Origin of the sequence: Streptomyces flaveus (assembly GCF_014647675.1) — a bacterium.
In the GTDB taxonomy this organism is placed as follows: domain Bacteria; phylum Actinomycetota; class Actinomycetes; order Streptomycetales; family Streptomycetaceae; genus Streptomyces; species Streptomyces flaveus.
This window is the reverse complement of record NZ_BMPQ01000005.1, coordinates 1-23,576: the sequence shown is the minus strand read 5'-3', so window position 1 is coordinate 23,576 and position 23,576 is coordinate 1. Positions and strand designations below refer to the sequence as shown.

The window sequence follows — 23,576 nt, the reverse complement described above, 5'->3', positions numbered from 1 at the left end:
TGGCGGGGCAGCGCACGCGGCCCCCGCCGCGGCAGCGGCAAGGGCGGTGAGCGTACGGAGAGTTGGGGCCGGTCAGGCGGCGCGGTCGCGCAGCCGCCGGGTGAGAGCCTCGAGGGCGCCGAGCGCCGAGCCCAGGGCGTCGAGGTCGCCGTCGGTGAGGGTGAGCAGCGCGGACGCGAGCTGCCGCGCCGCGACGTCCTCGGCCTCGCCGATGCGCTGACGGGCCTTGGCGGTGACACGCAGGTGCGCGACACGCTTGTCGGTGTTGTCCTGGTGCCGCTCGAGCAGGCCCGCTTCGGTGAGGCGGGTGACCAGGGCGCTGACGTTGTTCGGCTTCATCAGCAGTGCGCGGGCCGCCTTGTGGACGGTGGCGCCGTCGTGTTCGGCGACGTACCGAAGGAGCGCCAGCTGTCGCTCGGGGGGCTTGGGGTAGGGCAGTTGGCCTGCGACGCCCCGTTCGACGTACCGGTTCAGCGCGGGCAGGCATGCCACGAGGCCTGCGGCCACGTGGTCGATGCTCTGGCTCTGGCGAGCCTCGCTGATACCGGACACGCCGCCAAGCTACCTATGACGAGAAACCTATGTCAACATACCCATTGGCCGGGCTCCCACGCGTAAGGATCGTTCCTGCTCGCGATTGCCCAGGAAGCCCCGCAGGACTGGGAGTCCCTGGAGCAGAAGCTGTACGCGGCGGGCGTGGATCCTGCCGAGGCGGAAGCCGGACCACGCCGCCTTCTGGCGGAAGCTCGTGGGCATCAACTGGCCGAGGTGCGCAGGCAGTACGGGCCGGCGCAGAAGGGAGTGGCGGCTCAACAGTGCGTATGCCGGCGAGCGGAGATCAGGGCAGCGCGGCAGCGTAGCCGGACTTGGAACATCCCGGGTCCGTCGCCGGAGCGTTGAGCCCGGCCAGTATCTGATTAATCGTCATTTTGCTTGATTCACAAGGGCGTTGGATCCAGGCTTTGATCCGTCTGTGAACTCCTGATTCATGGAGGAACATCCGTGCCGTCCAACCCCCCACTGCTCCCGCGCGCGAAAACGCGCGGGAGACTTGCTGTCGGAGCCCTGGTCACCGCGCTGTTCGGCCAGTTGCTCGCCGGGACCGCCGTCGCCGCCCCCGCGGCCGAGCCGGCCAAGACCCCGTCGCCCGGGCGAATAGCCTGGGAACCCTGCGAATCACCCTCCGGCCAGGGCACCTTCGAGTGCGCCACCATCAAGGTGCCCGTGAACTGGAAGCGGCCGAACGGCGCCACCATCGACCTGGCCATCAATCGCCACCTGGCCACCGACCCCGCCCGGCGCATCGGCTCCCTGTTGGTCAACCCCGGCGGCCCGGGCGGCTCCGGGGTGGGCTTCGCGTTCAGCGCCCCCGACAGCTTCTCCCCCGAACTGCTGGAGCGGTTCGACATCGTGGGCTTCGACCCGCGCGGCGTCGGCCTCAGTAACCCGGTGAAGTGCGACGAGGACCTGGTGGCCGACCAGGGCGCGTTGCTCTACCCCGACAGCGCCTCCTCCTTCGCCGCTCTACGTGCGGCCAACCGCGCGCTCGGCGGGAACTGTCGCGACCTCACTGGACCGCTCGTCGACAACATGGACACCATGAGCGTCGTCCGCGACATGGACGCGATCCGCGCCGGCCTCGGCGAGCAGCGGATCAGCTACTACGGCGTCTCCTACGGCACCGGGATCGGCCAGCAGTACGCCGAGCGCTACCCGCACCGCGTCCGCGCGATGACGCTCGACTCGAACATGGACCACAGCCTGGACCAGTGGAACTACCAGAAGACCGAGACCATCGCGATGGAGGAGTCGTACGGCCAGTTCGCCGACTGGTGCGCCCGTACGGTGTCCTGCGCGCTCCACGACCAGGACACCCGCGCCCTGTTCGACTCGCTCTACAAGCGGGCCGACGCGGGTGAGATCGTCCTGCCGGGCGACCCGCCCTACACCTTCACCACCCAGGACCTCCAGGGCCTCGCCTTCGGCTACATGTACGACCCGGCCACCTGGTTCCAGTTCGCGGAGGACCTCGCCTACCTGGACGCCCCCGAGCCCGCGGCGGACCGGTCCTTCGGGAAGCGCGGCGAGCCGACGGAATTCGCGTACCTCCCGGTGATGTGCCAGGACTACGACTTCGACCTGCCCTCGTACGGCACGCTGGCCCGCTTCGAACGCGCGCTGAGCGGCCTCGCCCCCGTCACCCGGCTCAACTCCCTCGCCTGGACGGACCTGACCGGCTGCCAGAACTGGCCCACCGAGGTGACCAACCCGCCGCACCGGCTCCGGATCGACGGCACCCCGCCGATCCTGGTCACCAACAGCCGTTACGACGTGGCCACCCCGCACTCCTGGGGCTCCAACGCGGCCCGGCAGATCGGCCGCGAGGCCGTGTTCCTCACGTACGACGGAGTCGGCCACGGCGACTACTGGCTGAGCCCGTGCGCGCGTGACGCCATAGACACGTACCTCCTCACGCTGAAGACCCCCCGCAAGGGCACCCATTGCCCCGCGGTCTGGCCGACCGAGCCCTCCGCCCAGCGGCAGTCGCCGAGCGGCGGTCTCGTCAACCCGCTGCCCGAACTGCTGGGCACGGGGATGTACCGGTGAACCGCGTGACGTGGCCTGATCGGATCCGGTCCTGATCCGGTTCTGAGTGACGGGGCGCGGTCCGGGTCGGTTTCGGCCGGGCCGCGCCCCGTGGCACGTCTGCGAGCCGGCTCAGTCGTCGAGGGGCGTAGCCGGTGCAGTTGTGGTGGTCGCCGTCGTAGAACGCGGTGGTGTCACGCGATCCGTCAGGGCACGTCCGGCAGAAGCGAGCCGGGAGATCCCGAGGCGGAGAGATGTCTCAGGCGGGCACGTCGACGGTCAGTCCGGCTGCCTGGGCGGCATCGGCCAGTCGTTTGTCGTACGTGACGAATGAGGTGAGCTGGGGGCGGATGCGGAGAGCCGTTGCCAGGTGAATGGCGTCCAGGCTCCGTACGGTCGCCGGTTTCACGGTCTGGGCCAGAATACGAATGCCGGCGTCCAGCTCCACCAACTCGATCAGGTCGAGGACCGGGTGGAGTCGGGCGACAGCTTCTGGGGCGTAGCGTGCCAGGGCCCGTGATGACTCGATCTCTGCCAGAACCGAACTCGTCCATCCGGTCTCCGCCCGTTCGTCGAGCCAGTCGCGCAACGCCTGTGTCTCCGCCTCGGCGTGGACGAGTTTCACGACGGCGGCCGAGTCGAGATAGATCATCAGCGCTCGTCCTCGCGGCTGCGGGCGATCTCCGCGGCGATGTCGACGCCGTCCGGTTCGCCGAGCGGCATCCGAAGAACAGCGCGACGCATCGCGGCGGCACGCTCCTTGCGCAGGGCGGCTTCGAGCACGGCTTGGCGGATGGCCGCCGAGCGTGAGCTGCCGTCACGGGTCAGAACGCCCAGGGCGTGCTCGGTCTCCGGGTCGCTGCGGATGGTAATGGTGTCAGCCATGCAGCCAGCGTAAGACGTTGCGTCTTACGCGGTAAGTCCTGGCTTGCCGTCCCCTCTGGAGCCACGAAAACGCCATTCGATTCCCGGACCTGGCCGCCCGGGTCGATCAGGCCGTTGTGCCGCTGGAGACTCCGGCACCGAACCCCGCGGAGCACCCTTACGTCGGGGAGATTCCGCTGAGGTCGATGGTGGACGGCTCCCGGTCGGACTCGGAAAACTCCCAAGCCGTGATTTTCGCGCTCTCCGGCACCAGGTAGGCGAACACCATCTGGTCCTTGGAACCGGGCTGAAGCCGCTCGTCGCACTCCGGGTTCCCCGGGATCTTGTCCAGGCCGTCGATGGCGTCGTAACGGCGGCCCTGGTCGTCGATCAGGCTGCTGACGATGGGCGGCGAGCACGTGAGGTTCATACCGGACTTCGTTTCGTTGAGGACGACGGCCTCCAGGGCCACATACTTCGCTTCGGCACCGGCACTCTTGGTGCCTCCCTCCATGAAGATCCCGTCGACCTCATGCATTTTGTTGATCTTGACGACCGTGCCGCCATTGCGGGCTTCCTCGCCGGTCTTGGATCCGCCCGCCGAACCCGCACTGGGAGACCCCGAACTGGGAGACCCCGAACTGGGAGACCCCGAACCGGGAGACCCCGAACCGGGAGACCGAGACGCGCTCGTTGCGGCGGTGTGGGGCGGGCCGCTACAGGCAGTGAGCAGCAGGGCGGCGGTGAGTACCGCGGTCGCTGCGGTCGTACGGGTGTTCATCGTTCCCTCAGGGTGTGGTCGGACGGGCACTTGGCCGCCCCGCGACACGGTTTACCGGCCGGTCAGGAAGTGGGGCCGGTCTCTCTGGCCATGCGTAGGGCAACCTCGTGCTCGTCCGGGCACCTGCGGTTGTCGACAGGACACGTTTTCTCCGGGGCTGACACGCACCCGGGAGACATCGCCTCGATTTCTTCGAGACACATGGTGCAGAGCACCTCGGCCGCTGGGTTGATGCTGTCCGGGCCGCTGATGCCGCAGAACGTTGTCTGCCAGGGGACGTCACGGCAGCACACGAGGTGCGTGATGGCATGCGCGTCGGAGATGAGCCGGTACTCGGTCTCGCTCTGCGTACCGGAGGTCACAGTGTCGAGGCGATCCGCAGCGGCAATTATGTGATCTCTGGGCAATGTTTCCTCCTGGCAGCAGCTCCACACGGTAGCGCGGGCTCGTGAGGTCCGCGTAGCGGTTTTGGGCCCGGCCCCACGGCCTCGCGTGAGCCGGTCCGTGTCCAGCGGCGGGTCAGCGCGGCCGGCACGGTCATGGTCTGTCGGCAGGTCGTCTCCCTCGGCCGCCCGTATGCGGGGCGGACCGTGGCCGTGCAGGTGGCGGAGTCGACCCTCACGGCCGAGATGGCCGACCTGACCTGGCCGCTTCTGGTCGTCTGCCATCAGCCCGGCGGTGACAGGGTGTGATGGGGGGCGGGTCGTGGACGAGGACCGCTTCGGGTCAGCCTGCGCTCGGCTCCGCCGAGGGTGGGTTGCGTTTGTTTCGTTTGTTGTGAATAATTCGAATAGGACAGTGGAGGATGCTATGGGGGCTGCCGCCGGCAGGAAGCTCGAACCAGGCGTTGTCGACGTAAGCGATGCGCAGCGGGCGCTGCGACGGATCAACGACTACCTTTCACGCACGGCTCAGGGCGACGAGGGCATCCAGGTTCACCTGGAAACGGGTGCGGGCGACGAAGCTCTTGTCCTGCCGCGGCCGGTGGCGGAGATGTTCGCATCGATGCTGGCGGCCCTCGCCAATGGGCAAGGCGTACAGATCATGCCGGTCGACGCAGAGCTGACGACACAGCAGGCGGCCGACATGCTGAACGTGTCCCGTCCGTACCTGATCGGTCTCCTTGAGTCCGGCGAGATTCCTTTCAGGCTCGTGGGGCGGCACCGCCGTATCCGCTTTGTCGATCTTCGCCAGTACCTGCGCGAGGACGACGCGAAGCGTAGAGGTGCAGCCGACGAGCTGATGGAGTTTGATCAGGAGCTGGGGCTGCTCTGACGTGGCGTTTACTGCAATCTACGATGCATGCGTCTTGTACCCCAACACGCTCCGCGATCTGCTGATCCGTGTGAGTCGGAAGGGGTTCGTCCGTGCCAGATGGACCGACATCATCCTTGATGAGGTGGACCGGAGCATCGCACGGAACTACGACATCGCTCCTGAGGCTCTGGCGCGCAGGCGGTCCCTCATGAACGAGGCTGTGCGCGACTGCTTGATCACGGGCTTTGAGCCCCTCATGGAGGGGCTCAAACTACCCGACATGGACGACAGGCACGTGCTGGCCGCGGCGATCCAAGCGGGCGCCCAAGTGATCGTTACGAACAATCGCAAGGACTTTCCGCCTGACTATCTGGCCAATTGGGGTATTGAGCGCAAGAGCGCCGACGAGTTCATGATGGATCTCGTAGGGCTGGATGACCGTGTGGTGTATGCCTGCGTGCAGGAGATTGCCACCTCTCGACGGCGTCCGCCGCAGACATTCGATGACGTGCTGGCACAGTTGGAAAGATCAGGTCTCACCGAGTCTGTGTCCGCTCTCCGTCTTGGACCGGGAGCCGTGAGCTAGAGCGTTCAACCAGCGGGACGGAGGCAGTCCGTGTTGGGTGCCTGTCCGGGAACTTTGTGGCCCCTCAGACGCCGAGCCGCAGGCACACCAGGAGGATCAGGAGTGGCGGCATGGAGGCGAGGTGACCGGACCACTCCTCAGCGCAGCGCGCTCTTCCGCTGCCACTCGGTCCACGAGAGGTTCCACGCGCCGAAGCCGTTCCCGGGCGCGACCACGCCCTTGGTGTCCTTGCCGGTGATCTCGAACGGGTCGCCCGGGCGCACCTGCCCGTAGAACCAGGCCGCGTTCGCGTCGCTCATTCCTATGCATCCGGAACTGTGGTTGGTGTTGCCGAAGTAGCGGGCGTTCCACGGGGCGGCGTGCGCGTACATGCCCGACCAGGTCAGCCGCATCGAGGAGTCGACCATCTTGTCGTAGGCATCGCCCAGGCCCACCGTCTCGGAGTTCATGTTGATCGTGCCCTCCTTGGCCATGAGGACGGCGGTTCCGCGCCAGGAGCGCTTGTCACCGCCGGGAGTGCCGCCGGAGACCGGTATGCGCCGGACCGTCTCGCCGTCGCGTACGAGGGTGAGTTGATGGCGGTCGAGGTCGACCTTGACGATCTGCTGGGCGCCGACGGTGAAGGTGGTCGTGTAGTCGCGTACGAACCAGCCGCCGTCCGCGCCCGAGTCGGTGCCGTTCAACTCGGCGTTCAGCGTGACCTTGGTTCCGGGCTTGAAGTACGTCCTGGGCCGCCAGTCCACCCTGTCCCTGCCCGACCAGTCGCGTATCCAGCCCCAGGAGCCCTCGGTGTCGTTCGAGGTGGTGATCCTGAGCTGCTTCTCGACCTCGGCCCGGTTCCTGACGGGATGGTCGAAGACCAGGGAGATCGGCTGGGCGATGCCGACGGTGGTGTCGCCGGTGGTGCCGGCGCCCGGTCGCCAGTCGACCTTGTTGACCTTGTCCGCCGGAGCCGTGGTGAAGGCGGCCTTGGTGCTCTTGGCGGTTCCGCCCTCGGTCCGGGTCGCCGCCGTCACCGCGTACGCCGCGCCGGGTACGGCCTTGCGGTCGGAGACCCACGACCGGCCGTCGGCGGCGACCTTGCCGACGAGCCTGTCGCCCTCGGCGTCGATGACGGTCACCGAGGTGAGTCGGCCACCCGCGGCCGTGACCTTCACGGACTCGCCCGCCGGCACCCGTTCTCCCGTGGGCGTGACGGTGACCGTGACAGGGCGGTCGTCGGCGCCCGGCGTCACCTTGGTGTCCGGGGCGCTGGAGGAGGCGCCGGGGGAGGCGCTCGACGAGCAGGCGGCGAGCGGTGCCAGCAGGGCGGCCATGGCGGAGGCCACGACGGCGGTCCGGACGCGGGCATGGGCGAGTACGCGGATGCGGGACAACGAGACCTCCGGGAAGGGCGGCAACGAGGTGGGTGAGTCGGCGATGTCGTGACTGTAGAGCCGGAAAACCCGAGGTCAGCCGCTGTGGAGCTATGTGACGGCGACTGGTGAGGAACGGTCATGGTCCGGTCACATTCGCCGCGCGGAGCGGTCATGGACCGCTGTGAACCTCCTGTGTGTCCCCGTCACAGGTCCGGGGAGAAGGAGAGGCTCAGCTGTGTCAGCGCTGCTCGTTCCACCCAGCCGCGTGCCCCAGGCACGGAACCGGGGCGTTGCCCTGCGCACCATCACCGCGGAGACATACCGCGCCTTCCTCGCGTCCCCCGACGGCACGGCCCTCGGCGCCGGCTTCCTCCAGTGCCCGTCCTGGGCCGACGTCAAGGAGGGCTGGCGCGCCCAACTGCTCGGCTGGGGACCGGATCCGGAGGCCGGTGCGCTGTCGGGCGTGGCCCTGGTGCTGCTGCGTCAGTTCCCCGGCACCCGCAAGTACTTCGCCTACCTTCCTGAAGGGCCCGTCGCCGACTGGAACGACCCCGACATCGACGGCTGGCTCGGTCCGCTCCTTGAACACCTGCGCCGCGCGGGCGCTTTCGCCGTGCGCATCGGCCCCTCGCCCGCCTACCGGCGCTGGGACGCCGCCCTGCTCAAGCCGCTCAGCGGCCCGGGCCGACGCCTGGGCGACGTCCTCGCCAGTGAGGTCGACCCGCTCGGCACCGCCGTCGCCGAGCGGCTGCGGGCCCGGGGCTGGCGCCGCTGCGGTGGTGACGGTCCCCGCGGGGACGGGGGTGCGAACGGGGGCGGGGACGGGGATGCCCAGCCCCGGCACGTCTTCCACGTACCGCTCGCCGGACGCACCACCGAGGACCTGTGGTCCGGGCTCAACCAGGAGTGGCGCCGCAATGTGCGCCGAGCCCAGAAGGAGGGCGTGGAGGTGGCGGTGGGCGGTGCGGCACAACTCCCCGAGTTCTACCGGCTGCTGGGCATCACCGAGCGACGCGACGGTTTCCGGCTCGGCCGCTCGCTCGCCTACTACGAGCGTCAGTACGCGGCACTCAACGCCGAGGAACCGGGCCGGATGAAGCTGTACCTCGCCCGTCACCGAGGAGAGATCCTGGCCGCCCACACGATGATCACGGTGGGCCGCCGGGCCTGGTACCAGACCGGCGCCTCGGCCGACCACCGTCGCGAGGTCCGGCCCTCCAACGCCCTGCAGTGGCGGATGTTGCAGGACGCCCACGCCCACGGGGCCGACGTCTACGACATGCGCGGGGTACCCTCCACTCTCGATCCTGAGGAACGTACGTACGGACTGCTGCGGTGGAAGCTCGGCACCGGAGGACAGGTCGTCGAGACGTTGGGGGAATGGGAGAGGGCATTGGGCGGCAGCGCCAACCACGCGCTTCACCGCGCCTTCCAGGCGTACCTGAACCGCCGATGAAGCAGACGACGCCGGCCACGCCGACAACAACGACCGGCACGGACAGCGCGGAAGCGACGAAGGCGGCCTCCGCCGCACGCGGCAGTGCCGTCATGGCCGCCGGCTCCGTCGTCGCCCGGGCCACCGGCTTCGCCCGGTCCGCCGTGGTCGCGGCGGCGCTGGGCACCATCGGGCCGGTCGCCGACGGCTACGCGGTCGGCAACGCCCTGCCCACCATCGTCTACATGCTGCTCCTCGGCGGCGCGCTGAACGCCGTCTTCGTGCCCGAGCTGGTCAAGGCCGCCAAGCAGCACGACGACGGGGGCGTCGCGTACACCGACCGGCTCGTCACCGTCTGCGTCGTCGCCCTGCTGGCGATCACCGCGACCGCGGTGTGGGCGGCTCCCGCGATCGTCGACGCGTACACCGACTACACCGGCCAACAGGCGGCCATGACCACCGCGTTCGCCCGCTACTGCCTGCCCCAGATCTTCTTCCTCGGACTGTTCACGCTGCTCGGACAGGTACTCAACGCACGGGGCCGGTTCGGCGCGATGATGTGGGCGCCGGTCCTGAACAACGTCGTCGTCATCACCGTCTTCGGCCTGTACCTGGCCCTGGCCCTGGGCGGCGGGGACACACGCACCGCGGGGAACACGCTCACCGCGACCGAGACCGCCGTGCTCGGCTGGGGCACGACCGCCGGAATCGCCGTCCAGGCACTCGCCCTCGTCCCCGCGCTGCGCGCGGCCCGCTTCCGCTGGCGGCCCCGCTTCGACTGGCGCGGCAGCGGACTGACCCGCCCCCTGCGCTCGGCCGGCTGGCTGGTGCTGCTGGTCCTGGCCAACCAGGCCGCCTACTGGGTCACCACCCGCCTTGCCACGACCGCGGGCCTCGACGGCGGCCCCGGATACGGCGCGTACAACAACGCCTATGCCCTGTGGGTCGTACCGCACGGCATCATCACGGTCTCCGTGGTGACCGCGCTGATGCCCCGGATGAGCGCGGCCGCCGCCGACGGGGACACCGCCGCCGTACGGCGCGACGTCTCCCACGCCCTGCGCGTCTGCGCCTCCGCCGTCGTACCCGCCGCCTGCGCGCTGTTCGCCCTCGCCCAGCCGGTGATGGCCCTCGTCTTCGGGTACGGCAGGACCAGCGCCGCCGACACGGCCGCCATGGCCGGGATCCTGATGGCCTTCGCGCCGGGACTCGTCGCCCTGTCGGGCCAGTACGTCCTGTCCCGCGCCTTCTACGCGCTCTCCGACACCCGTACGCCGTTCCTGCTCAACCTCGTGATCGTCGCCCTCAACGCGGGACTGTCCCTGGCCGCCGCACATCTGCTGCCGGCGCGCTGGGCCGTGACGGGCATGGCGGCGGGGTACTCACTGGCGCTGTGCGCGGGCTGGGCGGTGACCGGCCTGGTGCTGAGCCGCCGGCTCGCCGTCGCACGCCCCCTGCGATCGTCCGCCGTCGGCGCTCACGTACGGCTGGTGCTCGCCGCCGTCCCCGCCACCGCGCTGGGCCACCTCGCGGTGGCGGGCGCACTGCGGGCGGGGGCCCTGGTAGCCGCAACTGCCGGCGCGGCCGTCGTCGTCCTCACCTTCGCCCTGCTCGCCCGCCCCCTGCGGCTCACCGAACTCGACGCGCTGCTCTCCGGCATACGCCGCAGACGGACCCGTACCTGACCATCACCGAGGGAGAACTGCCCATGCCCCGCGTGCTCCTCATCGAGGACGACCCTTCCGTACGCGAAGGGGTCGAACTCGGTCTGCGCCGCCGCGGCCACGAGGTACGGGCGGCCGCGACCGGCGAGGCCGGCCTCGCCGCGCTGGCCGAATTCCGCCCCGATCTGCTGCTGTTGGACCTGATGCTGCCCGGAATGAACGGCGTACAGGTCTGCCGGCAGGTCCGCGAGCACAGCCAGCTGCCGATCATCATGCTCACCGCGCGCGGCGACGACTTCGACGTGGTCATCGGCCTGGAAGCCGGTGCCGACGACTACATCGTCAAGCCCGCCCGCCCCGAGGTGATCGAGGCCCGGATCCGTGCCGTACTGCGCCGCCTGGACGACAGCGGCCCGGGGCGCCCGGCCATCGAGGTCTACGGCGAACTCACCATCGACCGGGCCGGACTGACCGTCACCAAAGCCGGCCGGCCGCTCACGCTCGCTCCCTCGGAGCTCAAGCTCCTGCTGCACCTCGCCGCCGCCCCCGAGCAGGTGTTCAGCAGGCAGCAACTGCTGGAGCACGTCTGGGAGCACAGCTTCACCGCCGACGCCCGACTGGTCGACGCATGCGTCGCACGTCTGCGCGGCAAGATCGAGGACGAGGTCGGCAGCCCCCGCTACGTCCAGACACTGCGGGGCTTCGGCTACCGCTTCGGGCCGCTGTGACCAGCGGAGAACAGCGGTCGCGGGTCAGGGTGTTCGGGCTGCGTGCGCGGCTGTTGCTCGCCTTCCTGGTGGTCGCCGCCATCAGCGCCGGTACGACGGCCGCGCTGACCTACCGGGAGGCCCGCAGCGCGCTGCTGCAGACCGCCCAGGACACGGCGGTCACGTCGTTCCGTGACCGGGTCCAGCAGACGGGCTTCTCCCTGCCCCTGCCGAGGGAGGACCTGGAAGGGGTCCTGCGTGACATCGCCCGCATGGGCAAACCCCACCCCTGGGTGGTGTTCGCCGAGTACGGTTCGATCCGCGCCTCCTCGGGCGAGAACCCCGTCTCCACCGTCATCACCCCCGAACTGCGCCGCGCCGCGCGGGCCAACCCCCACGGCAGCTTCGAGCGGGTCGTCAAGGACGGCGTTCCCTACCTGACCATCGCCATGCCCACGGTCTTCAAGGCAGGGCCGGACAGCGTGCTGCCCAGCGGAATCGTCCTGTACGCCGTCATGCGGATGACCGATGAGCAGCTCAACGTCGACGCCCTCCTCATGGCCGGCCGGGACGGCGCCCTGCCCGGACTCGCCGTCGCGCTGATACCCGGCCTGATCGCCGCGCGCAGTGTGCTGCGCCCGGTGCGGAAACTGCGCCAGGCGGCCCTGAGCATGGGCAGCGGCAGACTCGACACCCGGATTCCGGTGCGCGGCAGCGACGAACTGGCGGACCTGGCACGCACGTTCAACGAGTCGACGGGCCAACTGGAGCGGTCCGTGCGTGAATTGCGCGAGGCCGAGGAACGCGCCCGCCGCTTCGCCTCCGACGTCTCGCACGAACTGCGTACCCCGCTCGCCGGAATGCTGGCCGTCACCGAGGTTCTCGACGAGGACGCGGACGGCCTGGACGCCGACACCGCCCGGGCGGTCCGGCTGATCAGCGCGGAGACCGGAAAGCTCGCCGTGCTCGTCGAGGACTTGATGGAGATCTCCCGCTTCGACGCCCGCGCGGCCGAGCTGAACGCCGACGAGGTCGACGTCGCCGAGGCCATCCGCAAGACCCTGCAGAACCGGCACTGGACCGACGACCGGGTCCGCGTCGAACTCCCCGACGGCATCCGGGCCCGGCTCGACCCGCGCCGCTTCGACGTCGTGATCGCCAACCTCGTCGGCAACGCCCTGCGGCACGGCGGCGCGCCGGTCACGGTAAGCCTGCACACCGAACACCTGGGCGCCGAGGCGCACTCCCCGGGCACGGCCGTGCTGATCACCGAGGTCGCGGACAGCGGACCCGGCATTCAGCCCGCGGTACTCCCGCACATCTTCGACCGCTTCTACAAGGCCGACGCGGCCCGCACCCGTTCGGCGGGCAGCGGCCTGGGGCTGGCGATCACCCTGGAGAACGTGAAGCTGCACGGCGGAACGATCCGTGCGGGGAACCTGCCCGGGGGCGGTGCCGTCTTCACCGTGGAGATACCGCTTCACACAGAGGAGGCCGACGGATGATACGTGCGCGGACGCGCCGACATGCGGCGGCCGTCGCCGTCGCGGCCGCCGTACCGCTGCTCGGTGGCTGCGGCATCCGGGGGACCGACGTCATAGAGGCGGGCGGTCCCGCCAGCATCCAGGCCTTCGTGAACCCTGACTACGACATGCTGCTCTTCTTCCGTTCCCCCGACGGAGGGCTGAATCCCGTGGTCCGCACGACCGTGCCCTCGGACGCGGTCTTCGGGACCGAATACCTCGTCTCGGGCGAAGTGGAGGACTCCGGCGTCACGGAGGGACCGGTGCCGACGGAGAAGGTCGTCCGGTCGCTGCTCGCCGGTCCGCGGGAGAAGGACCGGGCCGCCGGCCTGAGCACCTCCCTGCCCGCCGTCCGCGCCGGCGGCACGGTCGCGGTCGAGCGCTCCTCGGGCGGCAGGGTCACGGCCCGCCTGCCTCTAGCCCTGAAGGGACTGGACAGCACCGCTCTACGTCAGCTGACCTGCACGATCGCCTACAGCCAGGGCGGCGACGGCAAGGCCGTGGTGGAGCTGACGGGCCAGGACGGGGCAACGAGGTCCGACACCTGCGGACTCGACCTCGGCAACACCGGGAACGTCCCCACGGAAACCGAGCCCCGGGCACGGCCCACGCCGTCCGGCACGACCGGCTGAGACCCCGTCACACACGACGGCGCTTGCCCTGGGGTGCCGGCTCAGTGGTCGTCGCGGATGGTGGTCGCGATGCCGTTGCTGATCTCGACCTCGGCGCTGAAGCCCTTCTTGGCGGCCGTCTCCAGTTCGGCCTCGGTGCACTCGGTGCCGCCCTGGCCGCCTTCGCCCGTGTTTGTGTCACCGCAGATGTCGCCGTAACCCCAGATCTTGGTGTCATCGGCGAGGAGGAACTGCTGCTCGACGCCCTTCATGTCGGAGACGGTGTACTTGCCCGGCGCCAGGTAGGAGACGTTGCCGAACCAGGTGCCGTTGACGCCCTTGCCCTCGTTGATGCCCTCGACGACGGTCTCGCGGGAGTCGGAACCACTGCCGGAGTCGGAACCACCGCCGGAGCCGGAGCCGGAGTCCTGCTGGGCGGCGCGGCGCTCGGTCACCAGGGTCGCGACGCCGTCCTTCATCTCCACGTCGGCGTTCACGGCACCCTTCTTGAGGGCCGACTCCAGCTGGTCGGGTGTGCACGGCGCGTCCACCTTGGACCCCGCCTCGCCGCATATCGTGCCGGCGCCGTAGACCTCGGTGTCGTCGGCGACCCAGAACTGCTGGTCGTCCTTGCCCGGTACGGACACGATGTACTTGCCCGGGGCGAGGTAGGTGACTTCGCCGTTCTTGAACGAGCCGCTGACGCCCTTGGAGTTCTTGGAGCCCTTGGAGTTCTTGGCGTCCGAGGCCTTCTCCGCGGCTGCCACCGGGCTTGCCGTGTCCGACGGGCTCGTGCCGGACGAGCTGTCGTCGGTGCCGTTCTGGCATGCCGTCATCAGCAGTCCGGCGGTGATCGCGGCGGTGGCGAGGACGGCCTTGCGCAGGTGACGGTTCTTCACGGGAGGTTCCTTCCGAAGTGGGGAGCAGCAGGCGCCCGGCGGCGTTTCCGCCGGTTCCCGCCCTGTGCCGACTATGAGGAGCCCCAGAGCCCTCAGGTCACGCCCGTCTTCCCTTCAGGACACCGCCGTGGCACAGCCGTGACACAGCAACACATCGGCTACGGAAGCCAGTCGGCCGACGCCACCGTGCGTCACACGGGCGAGCGCAGGACGACCCGCAGCGCAGGACACGACTCTCGAACGCCGCTCGAACACCGGCGAGGACCATGACACCGGATGGACAACCGGGCTATCGGCCGGTCGCAATCAGGTATTCGACGAGGGACACCAGCAGATCGCGGCCGACCGACTTCTGCCTCATGTCCCCCATCACCAGGGGCACTTCGGGGCCCAGGTCCAGCGCTTCACGAACCTCCCGCTCGTCCCGGTCGATCCGGCCGTGGAAGCAGTTGACGCCGACCACGAACGGGATGCCGCGGCTCTCGAAGAAGTCGATGGACGCGAAGCTGGACTCCAGTCGCCGGGTGTCGGCCAGGACGACCGCGCCGAGCGCGCCCTGCACCAGGTCGTTCCACATGAACCAGAAGCGCTCCTGGCCGGGCGTACCGAAGAGGTAGACCACCAGTTGACTGTTCACCGTGATGCGGCCGAAGTCCATGGCCACGGTGGTGGTGGTCTTGTCCTCGATGCCTCCGACGTCGTCGACGCCCACACTCGCGACGGTCATGTACTCCTCCGTACGCAGCGGAGTCACCTCACTCACCGCCGCGACGAGCGTCGTCTTGCCCACGCCGAAGCCACCGGCCACGAGGATCTTGACCGCCGCGGGCGACGTGACTGCGCGCGCGCCGCCGACCGGGTCAGATTCTACGAAGACCATCCCTCACCGCCCGCAGAAGTGTCATGTTCGATTCGCTTCCTACCGCCATGGCGATCGGTGGTCGGGTTGTCACCCTGCCGAGTCCGACCAGATCGTCGATCAGGATCTTCGTCACCGCCACGGGCAGATTCAGTTCGGCGGCGACCTCCGCCACCGCCGCAGGCCGGAGGCACTGCTGGAGTATCGAGCGGTGCTCGGGCTGCAGACCACGGGTGCCGGCCCGGCCCGGCGCCGGTTCGACGGTCGTCACGATGGTGATGAGGGTGAGGTCGTCGCGCGCCGGAGCCGTCCGGCCCTGGGTGATGGTGTACGGCCTGACGAACAGTGATTCGGCGTCGTCGGCGTCCTCGGCCTCCATGTCGTCCATCCAGTGACTCACTCACGTACACCGCCCTCGACGGGTGGCGCACCGACGCGGGCCTCGGCGCCCAGACGCTGGCCCACCTGCTGCATCAGGGTGTGCATGGCCACGGCCATGAGCTCGGCGTCCACCTCCTGGGAGGCGACGACAGCCAGGTGGGTACCCCTGCCCGCGGCGGATATGAACAGCCAGAGATCGCTCATCTCGACGATCACCTGAAGCACCGGACCACCGCCGAACAGGCTCCCGGCGCCTCGGGCCAGACTCTGCTGGCCGGTGGCCACGGCGGCGAGGCGCTCCGCGTCCCGTCGGGCGATGGTGCGGGACTGGCTGACCACCAGCCCGTCGTCGGACAGCACGATGGCGTGCTGGGTGCCGGGCACCTGTTCGACCAGGCCGTCCAGCAACCAGTCGAGGTCCTGAAGGGTGGCGGTCGTTCGCTGTGTCATGGTCAGTCTTCCGTCGGGGTCCGTCTGCGATACGGGAGGGCTTCGGTGCGGTCGCGTTCCCCGGTGCCGTGCTCCACGGCGCCCGGGTCCGCGCCGCCGTGTGCTCCGGCACTGCTGAACACGGCGCCGGTGTGGTGGGCGTCGCCCCTGGCCTTGCGGGACTGGCGCTGGAAGGCGCCGATCGTCGCCCCGGAGCGGGCCGGAGCGGCCGGCCGGTCCGGGGCCTGCGCGGCGGCCGGGTGTGCCCGCACATTCGCATTGGGGTCCCGGAGCTCGTCGACGAGGCTGGCCATGCGCACCCGCTTGGGCAGCGGCTGCTCCGTCGGGGTGTGGTGCACCGGCGGCAGGCCGGTGTGCGACCGCTGCCCGGTGGACGTGTCACCGTGGTGAACCGCGGACCCGGCCCCGGCGCGGGAAAGCGGGGTGAACACGTTGACCACCGGTGCCGTGTTGACCACCGGTGCCGTGCCGTGAGCCGGGCCCGGCCCGGCTGTCGTGACTGGATCCGCGGTGGGCCATTCCGGGGTGGCGACCGTCGCAGGAACGGGCTCGGGACCCTCGAATCCTTCGAATCCCTCGGGACCCGAGGGAGCCGAGGGAGCCGAGGGATCCTCGACGACGAAATGGTCGGGGATCAGGGCGACCACCCGGGTGCCGCCGAACGACGAGGGCCGCAGCTCCACCTTGATGCCGAGCGACTGGGCCAGTCGGGATACGACATAGAGGCCGAGCCTGACGTCGTCGGCACGCGACAGGACGTCCAGCCGGGGCGGATCGGCCATCAGCCGGTTCGCCTCGTCGTACTGCTCGGGGTCCATGCCCACGCCGCGGTCCTCGATCTCCACCGCGAGGCCACGCCCCACCCGGGCGGCGTACACCTCGACGGGGGTCGGCGGCCTCGAGAACGTCACCGCGTTCTCCATGAGTTCGGCCAGTACGTGCACCACCAGTCCGACCGCTCGTTCGGAGAGCCAGACGCGGCCCTCGACCTCGATCTGGATCCGGCGGTAGTCCTGGACCTCGCTCTGCGCGGAGCGGAGCACATCAAGGAGCAGCACGGGTTTGCGCCAGCGCCGCTGCGGCTGGCCGCCGCCGAGGATCACCAGGTTCTCCTCGTACCGCCGCAGCCGGGCGGTGAGATGGTCCAGGTCGAAGAGGCCCTCCAGGACCTCCGGGTCCTCGTGCCGGCGCTCCAGCTCACTGAGCTTCTTCATCTGGAGCCCGATGAGCAGCTGGGTGCGGCGGGCGATGCGCTGGAGGAGTTTCTCGAATCCGCGGAACTGCCCCACCTGCGCCATGGTGGTGTCCAGCGCACTGCGCCGCGCGAGGTTGAGCGCCTGGCCCAGTTGGCCGAGTTCGTCGTGACCGTGCTGGATCTGCGGGAGTTCGGCGTCCGCGTCGACGGCCTCCCCCCTCCGCATGCGCTCGACCACGTCCGGCATCCGGGTCTGCAGGTCGAGGGCTGCCTGCCGGAGGGCGAAGATCCGGCGGCGCAGCATTCGGGTGAGCAGTGCGCTGACCACGATGACCACGACCACCGCCCCCGCGCCCATCGCGCTGGTGAGGACCAGCTTCGTCACCATGGAGTCGAGCTCCCGGTCCGTGGCCGCCGTGAGAGTGGCCGAGTAGGCGCCGTTGAGCTCCTGGAGCGGGCCCATGACCTGTTCGACGCTGCTGCTCCAGGTCTTGCCCAGTTCGGCGGAGAAGGCGTTCGACCCGGACGAGGAGCGGCGCACCACGTCCTGTTCGACGTCGGTCTTCGCTTTCCACGCACTGCCGGCCATCAGCTTCCGGTACCGCGTCGCCTGGTCGCCGGGGACAAGGGCCTCGACCTTGTTGTCGTAGATGAAGCGTTCGGAGCCGATCCACTCGGCCAACTGCTCGCGTTCGCCGGCGGAGAGGCGCCCGGTGACGGTGCCGCGGGTGATGATCGCGCTCTCGCGCGAGATCATCTCCATGCCCCAGACCGAGTCGATGGCCGGCCGGGCGAGGTAGTCGATGTCCGCGATGCCGACATTGCTCAGTACGGTGAACAGCTTGAGGTCGGTGGCGATGAGTCCGGTGTAGTCGTCGAACGTCTGCTGCTGGGAGGCGGTCCGCCGGTCGACGGCGTTCCGGTAGTCGGCCAGCTTGTCCAGGTCCCTGCCCACTTGGACGACGTTGCGGCGGATGTCGTCCGGGGCGTCCCATCCGCTGCCGGGGAGCGCCTGGACGGTCTTGACGGCCGCGTCGGTCCGGCCGCGCTGCTTCTGCAACTCCGCCTTGTACGACCGGGAGTCGCCCAGCGCCGCACCGCTGAGCCGCCGTTCCTCCTGGAGACTGAAGAACGCGGCCATGATGGGCCGCGCGGCCTCGGTGGACGCCTCGTTGCGCTGCCGCTGCTGCTGCCACTCCGTGTACAGCTGCACGGAGGTCGTCGCCCATAGGGCGACCAGAGTCACGCTGGGCACCAGCGCCAGGATGAGCAGGGCCGTGCGAAGTGACGGCTGCCGCCTGGCTCCTCCCTCCGAAGAGCCTCTCTCCGGAGGGCCTTGCTTTTTCGACGCACGTGCTGCATGCACTGCCACGGAAGTTCCCCAGCGCTGCTCTGAGTGACGGGCCGCCTACGGTCCGCTCGACGACGCCAGATACTACCGCGAAACAGTTAGCCAAATATATCTATCTAATTTCGATTGGGCCATGACGAATTGTTGGACCGTGCTCCGTAGATGGCGCATCGCCGGCACATCTCAGGACCCGTCCGGCACGAAGTACGGCAAGGTGATCTCGTCGGTGAAGCAGGACGCGAGCCTGCACCTGGGGACGGCGGCCCGCGCGACGAAACTCGCGCCCGAGGTGGAGACCTCCGTGCAGCGCGTCGTACAGGAGGCCCTGACCAACGTGCGCCGGCATGCCCCCGGTGCCACGGTCGCGGTCCGCGTCGACGCCGAGGACGACCGGCTGCTGGTGGAGGTACGCAACTCCGCCCCCCGCGAACGGTCCGACCACCCCGCTGACGCCTGGTCCGGTCCCCTGTCGTCGGTGCGTCCTCTGCCGCCGATCTGCGCGTGAGAGAGCGTGAGAGAGAGGACGTACCCCATGCCTGAGCTGCCGGACGTCGAGGGATTCCGGAAGGTGTTCGATTCCTGTGCGCAGGGCAGGGGCATCATGGCAAGGCGCAGGACGGTGTGGTGCCCGCGGTGCCAGCCGGACGGGTCCTGAGCCGCTGACCTCGTACGCCCAGCACGCGCCGAGCCGGCGCTGTTGGCGGTGTGGTGGCCGGTGCGCGTCGGCTGCCGCCGCCCGGACGCTCGGCGTCGCCACCGCCCTGGCCGGGTGGCCGGTGACCCGATATGTCTCAGGACCGCCCGCCCGATTCCGCGGCACGCCGAGCCAACGTGTCGAAGACCACCGCGGTGAGCAACACTCCACCGGTGATCATGAACTGGACCGCGGGCTCGACTCCCAGCAGCGCCATGCCCGAGGCGATCGACTGGATGATGAGCACCCCCAGCAGCGCGGACCAGGTCGAGCCGCGTCCGCCGAACAGGCTGGTGCCACCGATGACGGCAGCGGCGATGGCGTTGATCAGCAGCATGCCGGAGCCCGGGACCTGGGTCGCCGAGGTGAGCCGCGACGCGACGAACAGGCCGCCGACCGCGGCCAGGGTCCCCGACCCCAGGAACACCGAGATCCGCACGCGCGCCACATCGACGCCGGCCCGCCGCGCCGCCTCCACACCGCCGCCCAGTGCGAGGACCTGCCGGCCGTAGGGCGTGCGGCGCAGGAAGAGGTCCGAGGCGATGATGACTCCGAGGAAGATCAGGAGTGCCAGTGGCAGGCCCTCGAACCGGCCCAGCACGTAGACGGTGGCGAACGCGACCACCGCGACAAGGGCCGTACGCGCCCAGATCTCGCGCACCGGCCGGTACGGCATCCCGGCGGCGCCGCGGCGCCTGCGGTCGTGGTAGGAGACGAAGAGGTACGCGGCCGTGCCGAGCGCCGCCAGACCGTAGATGGCGACGGCGGCACTGAAGTAGCGGCTGGTCAGCGTGGTGACCAGCTCGTCCTCGCTGAAATTGATGGAACTCTCCGGCCCCAACAGGTAGAGCATCAGGCCGTTCCAGGCCAGCAGGCCCGCGAGGGTGACGACGAACGAGGGTACGCCGATCTTGGCGAAGAAGAATCCGTGGATGGCCCCGGCGGCCGCACCGCAGTTCACCGCGATGATCACAGCGAGCCATTCCGGCATTCCAAGGTTCACGTTCAGCGCCGCGAACACGGCGCCCGCCAGGCCGGCGAGCGAGCCCACCGACAGATCGATCTCGCCGATCAGCAGTACGAAGACGATGCCGACGGCGATCATGCCGGTCCCGACAATGTCCACGCTGAGGACGGACAGGTTGCGCGGCGAGAGGAAGTTGTCGTTGAGGCTCTGGAAGACGATCCAGGTCACGGCGAGAGCGAGCAGAGGCGGGACCGGGCCTAGGTCGCCTTCGTGCAGTCTGCGGCGCACCGCAACGGCGTACGCCCTCAGACGTCCGGCGTACCACCGGCGTCCGTCGCGGCGCCGGCCGGCGCCGGGCGCGGCATCGGCGGCGCGCGCCCGGGTCTCCCTCCACCTCACGGCCATGCCTCCTCAGGGCGGGTCGGGCGGTGGCCGGCGGCATTGTCCGCCGCGCCGGTGATGGAGGAGATGATCTGTTCCTGGGCGGTGGTGTTCACGTCGAAGACGCCGTTGTTGCGGCCGAGGCGCAGGACGGCGACCCGGTCGGCGACGGCCTTGATGTCACCCATGTTGTGGCTGATGAGGAGCACCCCGGCGCCCTGGTCGCGCAGCTGCTCGATGAGGTCGAGGAGCTGACTGGTCTGCTCGATGCCCAGGGAGGCGGTGGGCTCGTCGAGCAGGAGCAGCCTGGGCGCGCTGAGAAACGAGCGGGTGATCGCGACGACCTGTCGCTGGCCGCCGGACAGGGTGGCGAGTGGCACACGTACGTCGGGGATGCGGATGGACAGGGTATGCAGCAGCTCGCGGGTGCGGCGCTCCATCTCCACCTCGTCGAGGATGCCGAGCCGGTGGATTTCCCGGCCGAGGAAGAGATTCCCGACGACATCGAGGTTGCCGCACATCGCGAGGTCCTGGTAGACGGTCGCGATCCCCAGGACCTGGGCGTCCTGGGGACGCTTGATCTGGACGGCACTGCCCTGCCATTCGATGACGCCCCTGTCGGCGGGACCGACTCCCGAGATCACCTTGACCAGGGTGGACTTGCCGGCTGCGTTGTCGCCCATCAGGGCCACCACCTCCCCGGCTCTGATCTCCAGCTCGACGTCCACCAGCGCCTGGACGGCAGCGAAGCGCTTGGAGACGCCGCGCAACACCAGCAGAGGCTGCACCGGCACGGGCCACCTCCTTCCACCTTCGAGGAAAGCTCATCGGGTGAGTCCGGCCTTGTCGCAGGCGGATCGGAGCTTCGGGGTGCAGATCTGATTGATGGTGTACATGCCATCCTTTACCAGAGTGTCCTTGATGTTGCCGACCGTCACCGAGATCGACGGGAGCAGGACCGCCGGGATGTCCTTGGTGGTGTCGCTGTCGACGGTGCCGGTGGCGATGGACTCGACCGCCTCGCCGCGCCCCAGGGCGACGGCCATCTCGACGGCGGCGTCGGCCGCGGGCTTGAAGGGCTTGTAGACGGTCATGTACTGGTCGCCGCTGACGATGCGCCGCGCGGCCGCGAGGTCGGCGTCCTGGCCGGTGATCGGGGGCAGCGGCCTGACCTCCGTGGCGTTGAAGGCGGAGATCACGGCGCTGGCGAGGCTGTCATTGGCAGCCAGTACGCCGTCGATGTTGCCCGCGCCCAAGGCGGCGATGGCGCCGGTCATGTTGACGTAGGCGTTCTCCGGCCGCCATCCGACGGTGTCGTACGACTTGCCGATCTTCACCTTGCCCTTGAGGACGGAGAGCGCTCCCCGCTTGAACCAGCCGGCATTGGGATCGATCGTGGCGCCGTTCATCATGACGATCTGGCCGCCGTCCGCCTTCGCGCCCATGGCCTTCAGGAGCGCCTCGCCCTGGAGCCTGCCGACCGTCGCACCGTCGAAGGTGACATAACCGGAGATCGGGCCTTGCGCGAGCCGGTCATAGGCGACGACCGGGATACCGGCTCGGTGCGCGGCCTCGACCGTCGAGCGCAGCCCCTTGGCGTCGACGACGGTGAGGATCAGGACATCCACACCTCTGGTGATCATGGCGTCGAGCTGCTGCCGCTGGACCGCCGGCTCGGACGTGGCAGCGACGGTCGCCGCCGGGCAGTCCGGGCACAGCTGTTTCAGCTTCTGCTCGATCAAAGGCCTGTCGAACTGCCCGAAGCGAGAGGCTCCGCCACCCGGGAGCAGCACGCCGACGGTGAGGCTGTCGTCGCCGCTCTCACCGCCTCCGCCGCAGGCCCCGGTCAGGGTCAGACCGGCGGCAACCGAGATCGCCACAGACGCACGGGTGAGGGACCTACGCCTCACGGCCGGAACGCTGACACCGAGACCCATCTTCGGTTCCTTAAAGATTTTTTCCCATTTTGCCCAGTGATGGGAGATTAATGCCAAGGGTAGCCAAGGCGTCGGTGCCGTTCCGTTCAGGCCCGGCTCGCCCGCCTGACAGCGCCGGGCGAGCCTGAATGTGGACAGCAGCGGTACCGCCACCATTGGTGGAACTTCGTCGGGCGACCCCACGAGAACATCGCACAGGCCCGTGCGGAGGAGGGCATCCTGCTTCGCGACCAACACGAAAGGCGGCCCGGCCGGAGGAGCCGGCCGAGCGCCTGGGGCGGAGGGTGGTGCTCAGGCCCCGCGCTTGAACTGCTGGTTGGTGCCGGTGCCGCAGGTCCACTGGATGAGCGGGTTGCCGTTGGCGGTGGAGTTGTTGGCCGTAGGCACCCTGGCCTACGCGCTGGCCGGCCCCCGGCGCTGACGCGGGGTGTGAACGCCATCAGTCCCCGCCGGGGCCGGGCTGGGCGACACTGCTCGCCTGCACGGCCGAACCGTATTCCCGCTCGGCGCGGGCCCTGACGTTCCTGGCCAACTGGGCCGACACCCCTGGGCGGGTCGAAAGTGCAGGTCACGCGTAGCATTTTGGCCGTGACCGGTGAGAGTGATCTGCGGAAACTGCTGAGTGGGATGCGTCCGACGCTGAATCCGGGCCGCTACGTGTTCACCACTGTCGAGGGTGGTGTGCCCTCCGGCGTCACCCCGGTGGTCACGGTCGCCGAGCAGGAGGGCCTGACCCTGGTCGTACGGCTGGACGAAGCGGACGCGGTGGGGTTGGAGTACGAGTATGTGGCCGGCTGGATCACGCTGCGCATCCACTCCGCGCTGGAGGCGGTCGGGCTCACCGCCGCTGTCGCCAGGGAACTCGCCGATGCCGGCCTGAGCTGCAACGTCGTCGCCGGGTTCCACCACGACCACCTGTTCGTGCCGTACGAGCACGCCGCTCAGGCCGTCGCCGTACTGGAAGACCTCGCGCTGCGGTCCGCCTGACTCGTTTTTGATCAGCCGTGTACGCTGACGGCCATGGTGCGCCCGTTACTGCCGCGACCGTGGATGCACAGGGCCTACGACCTGGCACTCGCGGTGCTGGTGG

General features: G+C 69.4%; 24 protein-coding genes. 11 read left to right on the top strand and 13 right to left on the bottom strand.

The annotated features are described in order from the left end of the window. Nucleotides 1-72: 72 nt before the first annotated feature. Nucleotides 73-552: a MarR family winged helix-turn-helix transcriptional regulator gene (locus tag IEZ21_RS12000; protein ID WP_373302215.1), complete on the bottom strand. Its 480-nt coding sequence runs from the start codon at nt 550-552 to the stop codon at nt 73-75. Nucleotides 553-1,002: 450 nt separating this feature from the next. On the opposite strand from IEZ21_RS12000, the gene IEZ21_RS11995 reads away from it, so the two are divergent. Further along, on the top strand, nt 1,003-2,607 hold the full coding sequence (locus tag IEZ21_RS11995) for an alpha/beta hydrolase (protein WP_246567621.1): 1,605 nt from the start codon (nt 1,003-1,005) through the stop codon (nt 2,605-2,607). Nucleotides 2,608-2,845: 238 nt separating this feature from the next. Here IEZ21_RS11995 and IEZ21_RS11990 read toward each other — a convergent pair whose 3' ends face one another. The 3 genes from IEZ21_RS11990 to IEZ21_RS11980 form a co-directional block, all read right to left on the bottom strand. Beyond that, nucleotides 2,846-3,238, bottom strand: a complete 393-nt coding sequence (locus tag IEZ21_RS11990) for a type II toxin-antitoxin system VapC family toxin (RefSeq protein WP_189321878.1) — start codon at nt 3,236-3,238, stop codon at nt 2,846-2,848. Beyond that, nucleotides 3,238-3,471, bottom strand: a complete 234-nt coding sequence (locus IEZ21_RS11985) for a hypothetical protein (protein WP_189321877.1) — start codon at nt 3,469-3,471, stop codon at nt 3,238-3,240. The genes IEZ21_RS11990 and IEZ21_RS11985 overlap by 1 nt, the downstream gene beginning before the upstream one ends. A 157-nt stretch (nt 3,472-3,628) precedes the next feature. Next, a complete protein-coding gene (locus IEZ21_RS11980; protein ID WP_189321876.1) occupies nt 3,629-3,988 on the bottom strand; it encodes a hypothetical protein in 360 nt (119 codons plus the stop codon). Between the two features lie 782 nt (nt 3,989-4,770). Here IEZ21_RS11980 and IEZ21_RS11975 point away from each other — a divergent pair. The 3 genes from IEZ21_RS11975 (at nt 4,771) to IEZ21_RS11965 (ending at nt 6,074) form a co-directional block, all read left to right on the top strand. Beyond that, the gene (locus IEZ21_RS11975; RefSeq protein WP_246567619.1) at nt 4,771-4,923 is read left to right on the top strand and encodes a hypothetical protein; all 153 of its coding nucleotides are present in this window, start codon (nt 4,771-4,773) and stop codon (nt 4,921-4,923) included. A 118-nt stretch (nt 4,924-5,041) separates the two neighbouring features. Beyond that, nucleotides 5,042-5,506 (top strand): helix-turn-helix domain-containing protein, encoded by a 465-nt coding sequence (locus IEZ21_RS11970; protein WP_189321875.1) that lies wholly within the window; start codon nt 5,042-5,044, stop codon nt 5,504-5,506. A 34-nt stretch (nt 5,507-5,540) separates the two neighbouring features. Continuing rightward, nucleotides 5,541-6,074, top strand: a complete 534-nt coding sequence (locus tag IEZ21_RS11965) for a PIN domain-containing protein (RefSeq protein ID WP_246567617.1) — start codon at nt 5,541-5,543, stop codon at nt 6,072-6,074. A gap of 137 nt (nt 6,075-6,211) precedes the next feature. On the opposite strand, the gene IEZ21_RS11960 is transcribed toward IEZ21_RS11965, so the two are convergent. Next, nucleotides 6,212-7,390, bottom strand: coding sequence for a L,D-transpeptidase (locus IEZ21_RS11960; protein ID WP_189322243.1), 1,179 nt, complete (start codon nt 7,388-7,390; stop codon nt 6,212-6,214). Nucleotides 7,391-7,667: 277 nt separating this feature from the next. On the opposite strand from IEZ21_RS11960, the gene IEZ21_RS11955 reads away from it, so the two are divergent. From IEZ21_RS11955 to IEZ21_RS11935, 5 genes are read left to right on the top strand one after another with little or no spacing between them, the layout of a single operon-like run. Next, nucleotides 7,668-8,888 (top strand): lipid II:glycine glycyltransferase FemX, encoded by a 1,221-nt coding sequence (locus tag IEZ21_RS11955; protein ID WP_189321873.1) that lies wholly within the window; start codon nt 7,668-7,670, stop codon nt 8,886-8,888. Then, the gene (gene murJ / locus IEZ21_RS11950; protein ID WP_189321872.1) at nt 8,885-10,552 is read left to right on the top strand and encodes a murein biosynthesis integral membrane protein MurJ; all 1,668 of its coding nucleotides are present in this window, start codon (nt 8,885-8,887) and stop codon (nt 10,550-10,552) included. Before IEZ21_RS11955 ends, murJ begins: the two co-directional genes overlap by 4 nt. A 23-nt stretch (nt 10,553-10,575) precedes the next feature. Continuing rightward, nucleotides 10,576-11,259 carry a response regulator gene (locus IEZ21_RS11945; protein ID WP_189321871.1) on the top strand — a complete coding sequence of 228 codons (684 nt, stop codon included), beginning with the start codon at nt 10,576-10,578 and terminating at the stop codon, nt 11,257-11,259. Then, nucleotides 11,160-12,743, top strand: a complete 1,584-nt coding sequence (locus IEZ21_RS11940) for an ATP-binding protein (RefSeq protein WP_189321870.1) — start codon at nt 11,160-11,162, stop codon at nt 12,741-12,743. The genes IEZ21_RS11945 and IEZ21_RS11940 overlap by 100 nt, the downstream gene beginning before the upstream one ends. Continuing rightward, the gene (locus IEZ21_RS11935; RefSeq protein ID WP_189321869.1) at nt 12,740-13,393 is read left to right on the top strand and encodes a hypothetical protein; all 654 of its coding nucleotides are present in this window, start codon (nt 12,740-12,742) and stop codon (nt 13,391-13,393) included. Before IEZ21_RS11940 ends, IEZ21_RS11935 begins: the two co-directional genes overlap by 4 nt. A 41-nt stretch (nt 13,394-13,434) precedes the next feature. Here the strand turns inward: IEZ21_RS11935 and IEZ21_RS11930 are convergent, their stop codons facing one another. The 5 genes from IEZ21_RS11930 to IEZ21_RS11910 form a co-directional block, all read right to left on the bottom strand. After that, nucleotides 13,435-14,271 carry a hypothetical protein gene (locus IEZ21_RS11930; RefSeq protein WP_189321868.1) on the bottom strand — a complete coding sequence of 279 codons (837 nt, stop codon included), beginning with the start codon at nt 14,269-14,271 and terminating at the stop codon, nt 13,435-13,437. Between the two features lie 289 nt (nt 14,272-14,560). Next, the gene (locus IEZ21_RS11925; protein ID WP_189321867.1) at nt 14,561-15,151 is read right to left on the bottom strand and encodes a GTP-binding protein; all 591 of its coding nucleotides are present in this window, start codon (nt 15,149-15,151) and stop codon (nt 14,561-14,563) included. Next, nucleotides 15,132-15,518 (bottom strand): DUF742 domain-containing protein, encoded by a 387-nt coding sequence (locus IEZ21_RS11920; protein WP_051744642.1) that lies wholly within the window; start codon nt 15,516-15,518, stop codon nt 15,132-15,134. Before IEZ21_RS11920 ends, IEZ21_RS11925 begins: the two co-directional genes overlap by 20 nt. Before the next feature lie 8 nt (nt 15,519-15,526). Further along, nucleotides 15,527-15,961 carry a roadblock/LC7 domain-containing protein gene (locus IEZ21_RS11915; RefSeq protein WP_033320527.1) on the bottom strand — a complete coding sequence of 145 codons (435 nt, stop codon included), beginning with the start codon at nt 15,959-15,961 and terminating at the stop codon, nt 15,527-15,529. Nucleotides 15,962-15,963: 2 nt separating this feature from the next. Continuing rightward, nucleotides 15,964-18,411, bottom strand: coding sequence for a sensor histidine kinase (locus IEZ21_RS11910; RefSeq protein WP_189321866.1), 2,448 nt, complete (start codon nt 18,409-18,411; stop codon nt 15,964-15,966). Between the two features lie 229 nt (nt 18,412-18,640). On the opposite strand from IEZ21_RS11910, the gene IEZ21_RS11905 reads away from it, so the two are divergent. Then, nucleotides 18,641-19,012, top strand: a complete 372-nt coding sequence (locus IEZ21_RS11905; RefSeq protein ID WP_189322290.1) for an ATP-binding protein — start codon at nt 18,641-18,643, stop codon at nt 19,010-19,012. 286 nt (nt 19,013-19,298) lie between these two features. Here IEZ21_RS11905 and IEZ21_RS11900 read toward each other — a convergent pair whose 3' ends face one another. The 3 genes from IEZ21_RS11900 to IEZ21_RS11890 are packed head-to-tail and all read right to left on the bottom strand — an operon-like array spanning nt 19,299 to nt 22,486. After that, nucleotides 19,299-20,573: a sugar ABC transporter permease gene (locus IEZ21_RS11900; protein ID WP_189321865.1), complete on the bottom strand. Its 1,275-nt coding sequence runs from the start codon at nt 20,571-20,573 to the stop codon at nt 19,299-19,301. Beyond that, nucleotides 20,564-21,343 (bottom strand): ATP-binding cassette domain-containing protein, encoded by a 780-nt coding sequence (locus tag IEZ21_RS11895; protein ID WP_189321864.1) that lies wholly within the window; start codon nt 21,341-21,343, stop codon nt 20,564-20,566. Before IEZ21_RS11895 ends, IEZ21_RS11900 begins: the two co-directional genes overlap by 10 nt. Before the next feature lie 30 nt (nt 21,344-21,373). After that, complete coding sequence (locus tag IEZ21_RS11890; RefSeq protein ID WP_189322242.1) at nt 21,374-22,486, bottom strand: sugar ABC transporter substrate-binding protein; 1,113 nt, start codon at nt 22,484-22,486, stop codon at nt 21,374-21,376. Nucleotides 22,487-23,074: 588 nt separating this feature from the next. On the opposite strand from IEZ21_RS11890, the gene IEZ21_RS11885 reads away from it, so the two are divergent. Next, nucleotides 23,075-23,473, top strand: a complete 399-nt coding sequence (locus IEZ21_RS11885) for an ACT domain-containing protein (RefSeq protein WP_189321863.1) — start codon at nt 23,075-23,077, stop codon at nt 23,471-23,473. Nucleotides 23,474-23,576: the final 103 nt, after the last annotated feature.

What these genes read in the sequence shown, in the direction of transcription:
- IEZ21_RS11905 (WP_189322290.1), top strand. Translation starts at nt 18,641, where the DNA reads ATGACGAATTGTTGGACCGTGCTCCGTAGATGGCGCATCGCCGGCACA.
- IEZ21_RS11935 (WP_189321869.1), top strand. Translation starts at nt 12,740, where the DNA reads ATGATACGTGCGCGGACGCGCCGACATGCGGCGGCCGTCGCCGTCGCG.
- IEZ21_RS11940 (WP_189321870.1), top strand. Translation starts at nt 11,160, where the DNA reads ATGCGTCGCACGTCTGCGCGGCAAGATCGAGGACGAGGTCGGCAGCCC.
- murJ (WP_189321872.1), top strand. Translation starts at nt 8,885, where the DNA reads ATGAAGCAGACGACGCCGGCCACGCCGACAACAACGACCGGCACGGAC.
- IEZ21_RS11975 (WP_246567619.1), top strand. Translation starts at nt 4,771, where the DNA reads ATGGTCTGTCGGCAGGTCGTCTCCCTCGGCCGCCCGTATGCGGGGCGG.
- IEZ21_RS11890 (WP_189322242.1), bottom strand. Translation starts at nt 22,486, where the DNA reads ATGGGTCTCGGTGTCAGCGTTCCGGCCGTGAGGCGTAGGTCCCTCACC.
- IEZ21_RS11985 (WP_189321877.1), bottom strand. Translation starts at nt 3,471, where the DNA reads ATGGCTGACACCATTACCATCCGCAGCGACCCGGAGACCGAGCACGCC.
- IEZ21_RS11925 (WP_189321867.1), bottom strand. Translation starts at nt 15,151, where the DNA reads ATGGTCTTCGTAGAATCTGACCCGGTCGGCGGCGCGCGCGCAGTCACG.
- IEZ21_RS11900 (WP_189321865.1), bottom strand. Translation starts at nt 20,573, where the DNA reads ATGGCCGTGAGGTGGAGGGAGACCCGGGCGCGCGCCGCCGATGCCGCG.
- IEZ21_RS11960 (WP_189322243.1), bottom strand. Translation starts at nt 7,390, where the DNA reads ATGGCCGCCCTGCTGGCACCGCTCGCCGCCTGCTCGTCGAGCGCCTCC.
- IEZ21_RS11945 (WP_189321871.1), top strand. Translation starts at nt 10,576, where the DNA reads ATGCCCCGCGTGCTCCTCATCGAGGACGACCCTTCCGTACGCGAAGGG.
- IEZ21_RS11990 (WP_189321878.1), bottom strand. Translation starts at nt 3,238, where the DNA reads ATGATCTATCTCGACTCGGCCGCCGTCGTGAAACTCGTCCACGCCGAG.
- IEZ21_RS11980 (WP_189321876.1), bottom strand. Translation starts at nt 3,988, where the DNA reads ATGCATGAGGTCGACGGGATCTTCATGGAGGGAGGCACCAAGAGTGCC.
- IEZ21_RS11915 (WP_033320527.1), bottom strand. Translation starts at nt 15,961, where the DNA reads ATGACACAGCGAACGACCGCCACCCTTCAGGACCTCGACTGGTTGCTG.
- IEZ21_RS11970 (WP_189321875.1), top strand. Translation starts at nt 5,042, where the DNA reads ATGGGGGCTGCCGCCGGCAGGAAGCTCGAACCAGGCGTTGTCGACGTA.
- IEZ21_RS11920 (WP_051744642.1), bottom strand. Translation starts at nt 15,518, where the DNA reads ATGGACGACATGGAGGCCGAGGACGCCGACGACGCCGAATCACTGTTC.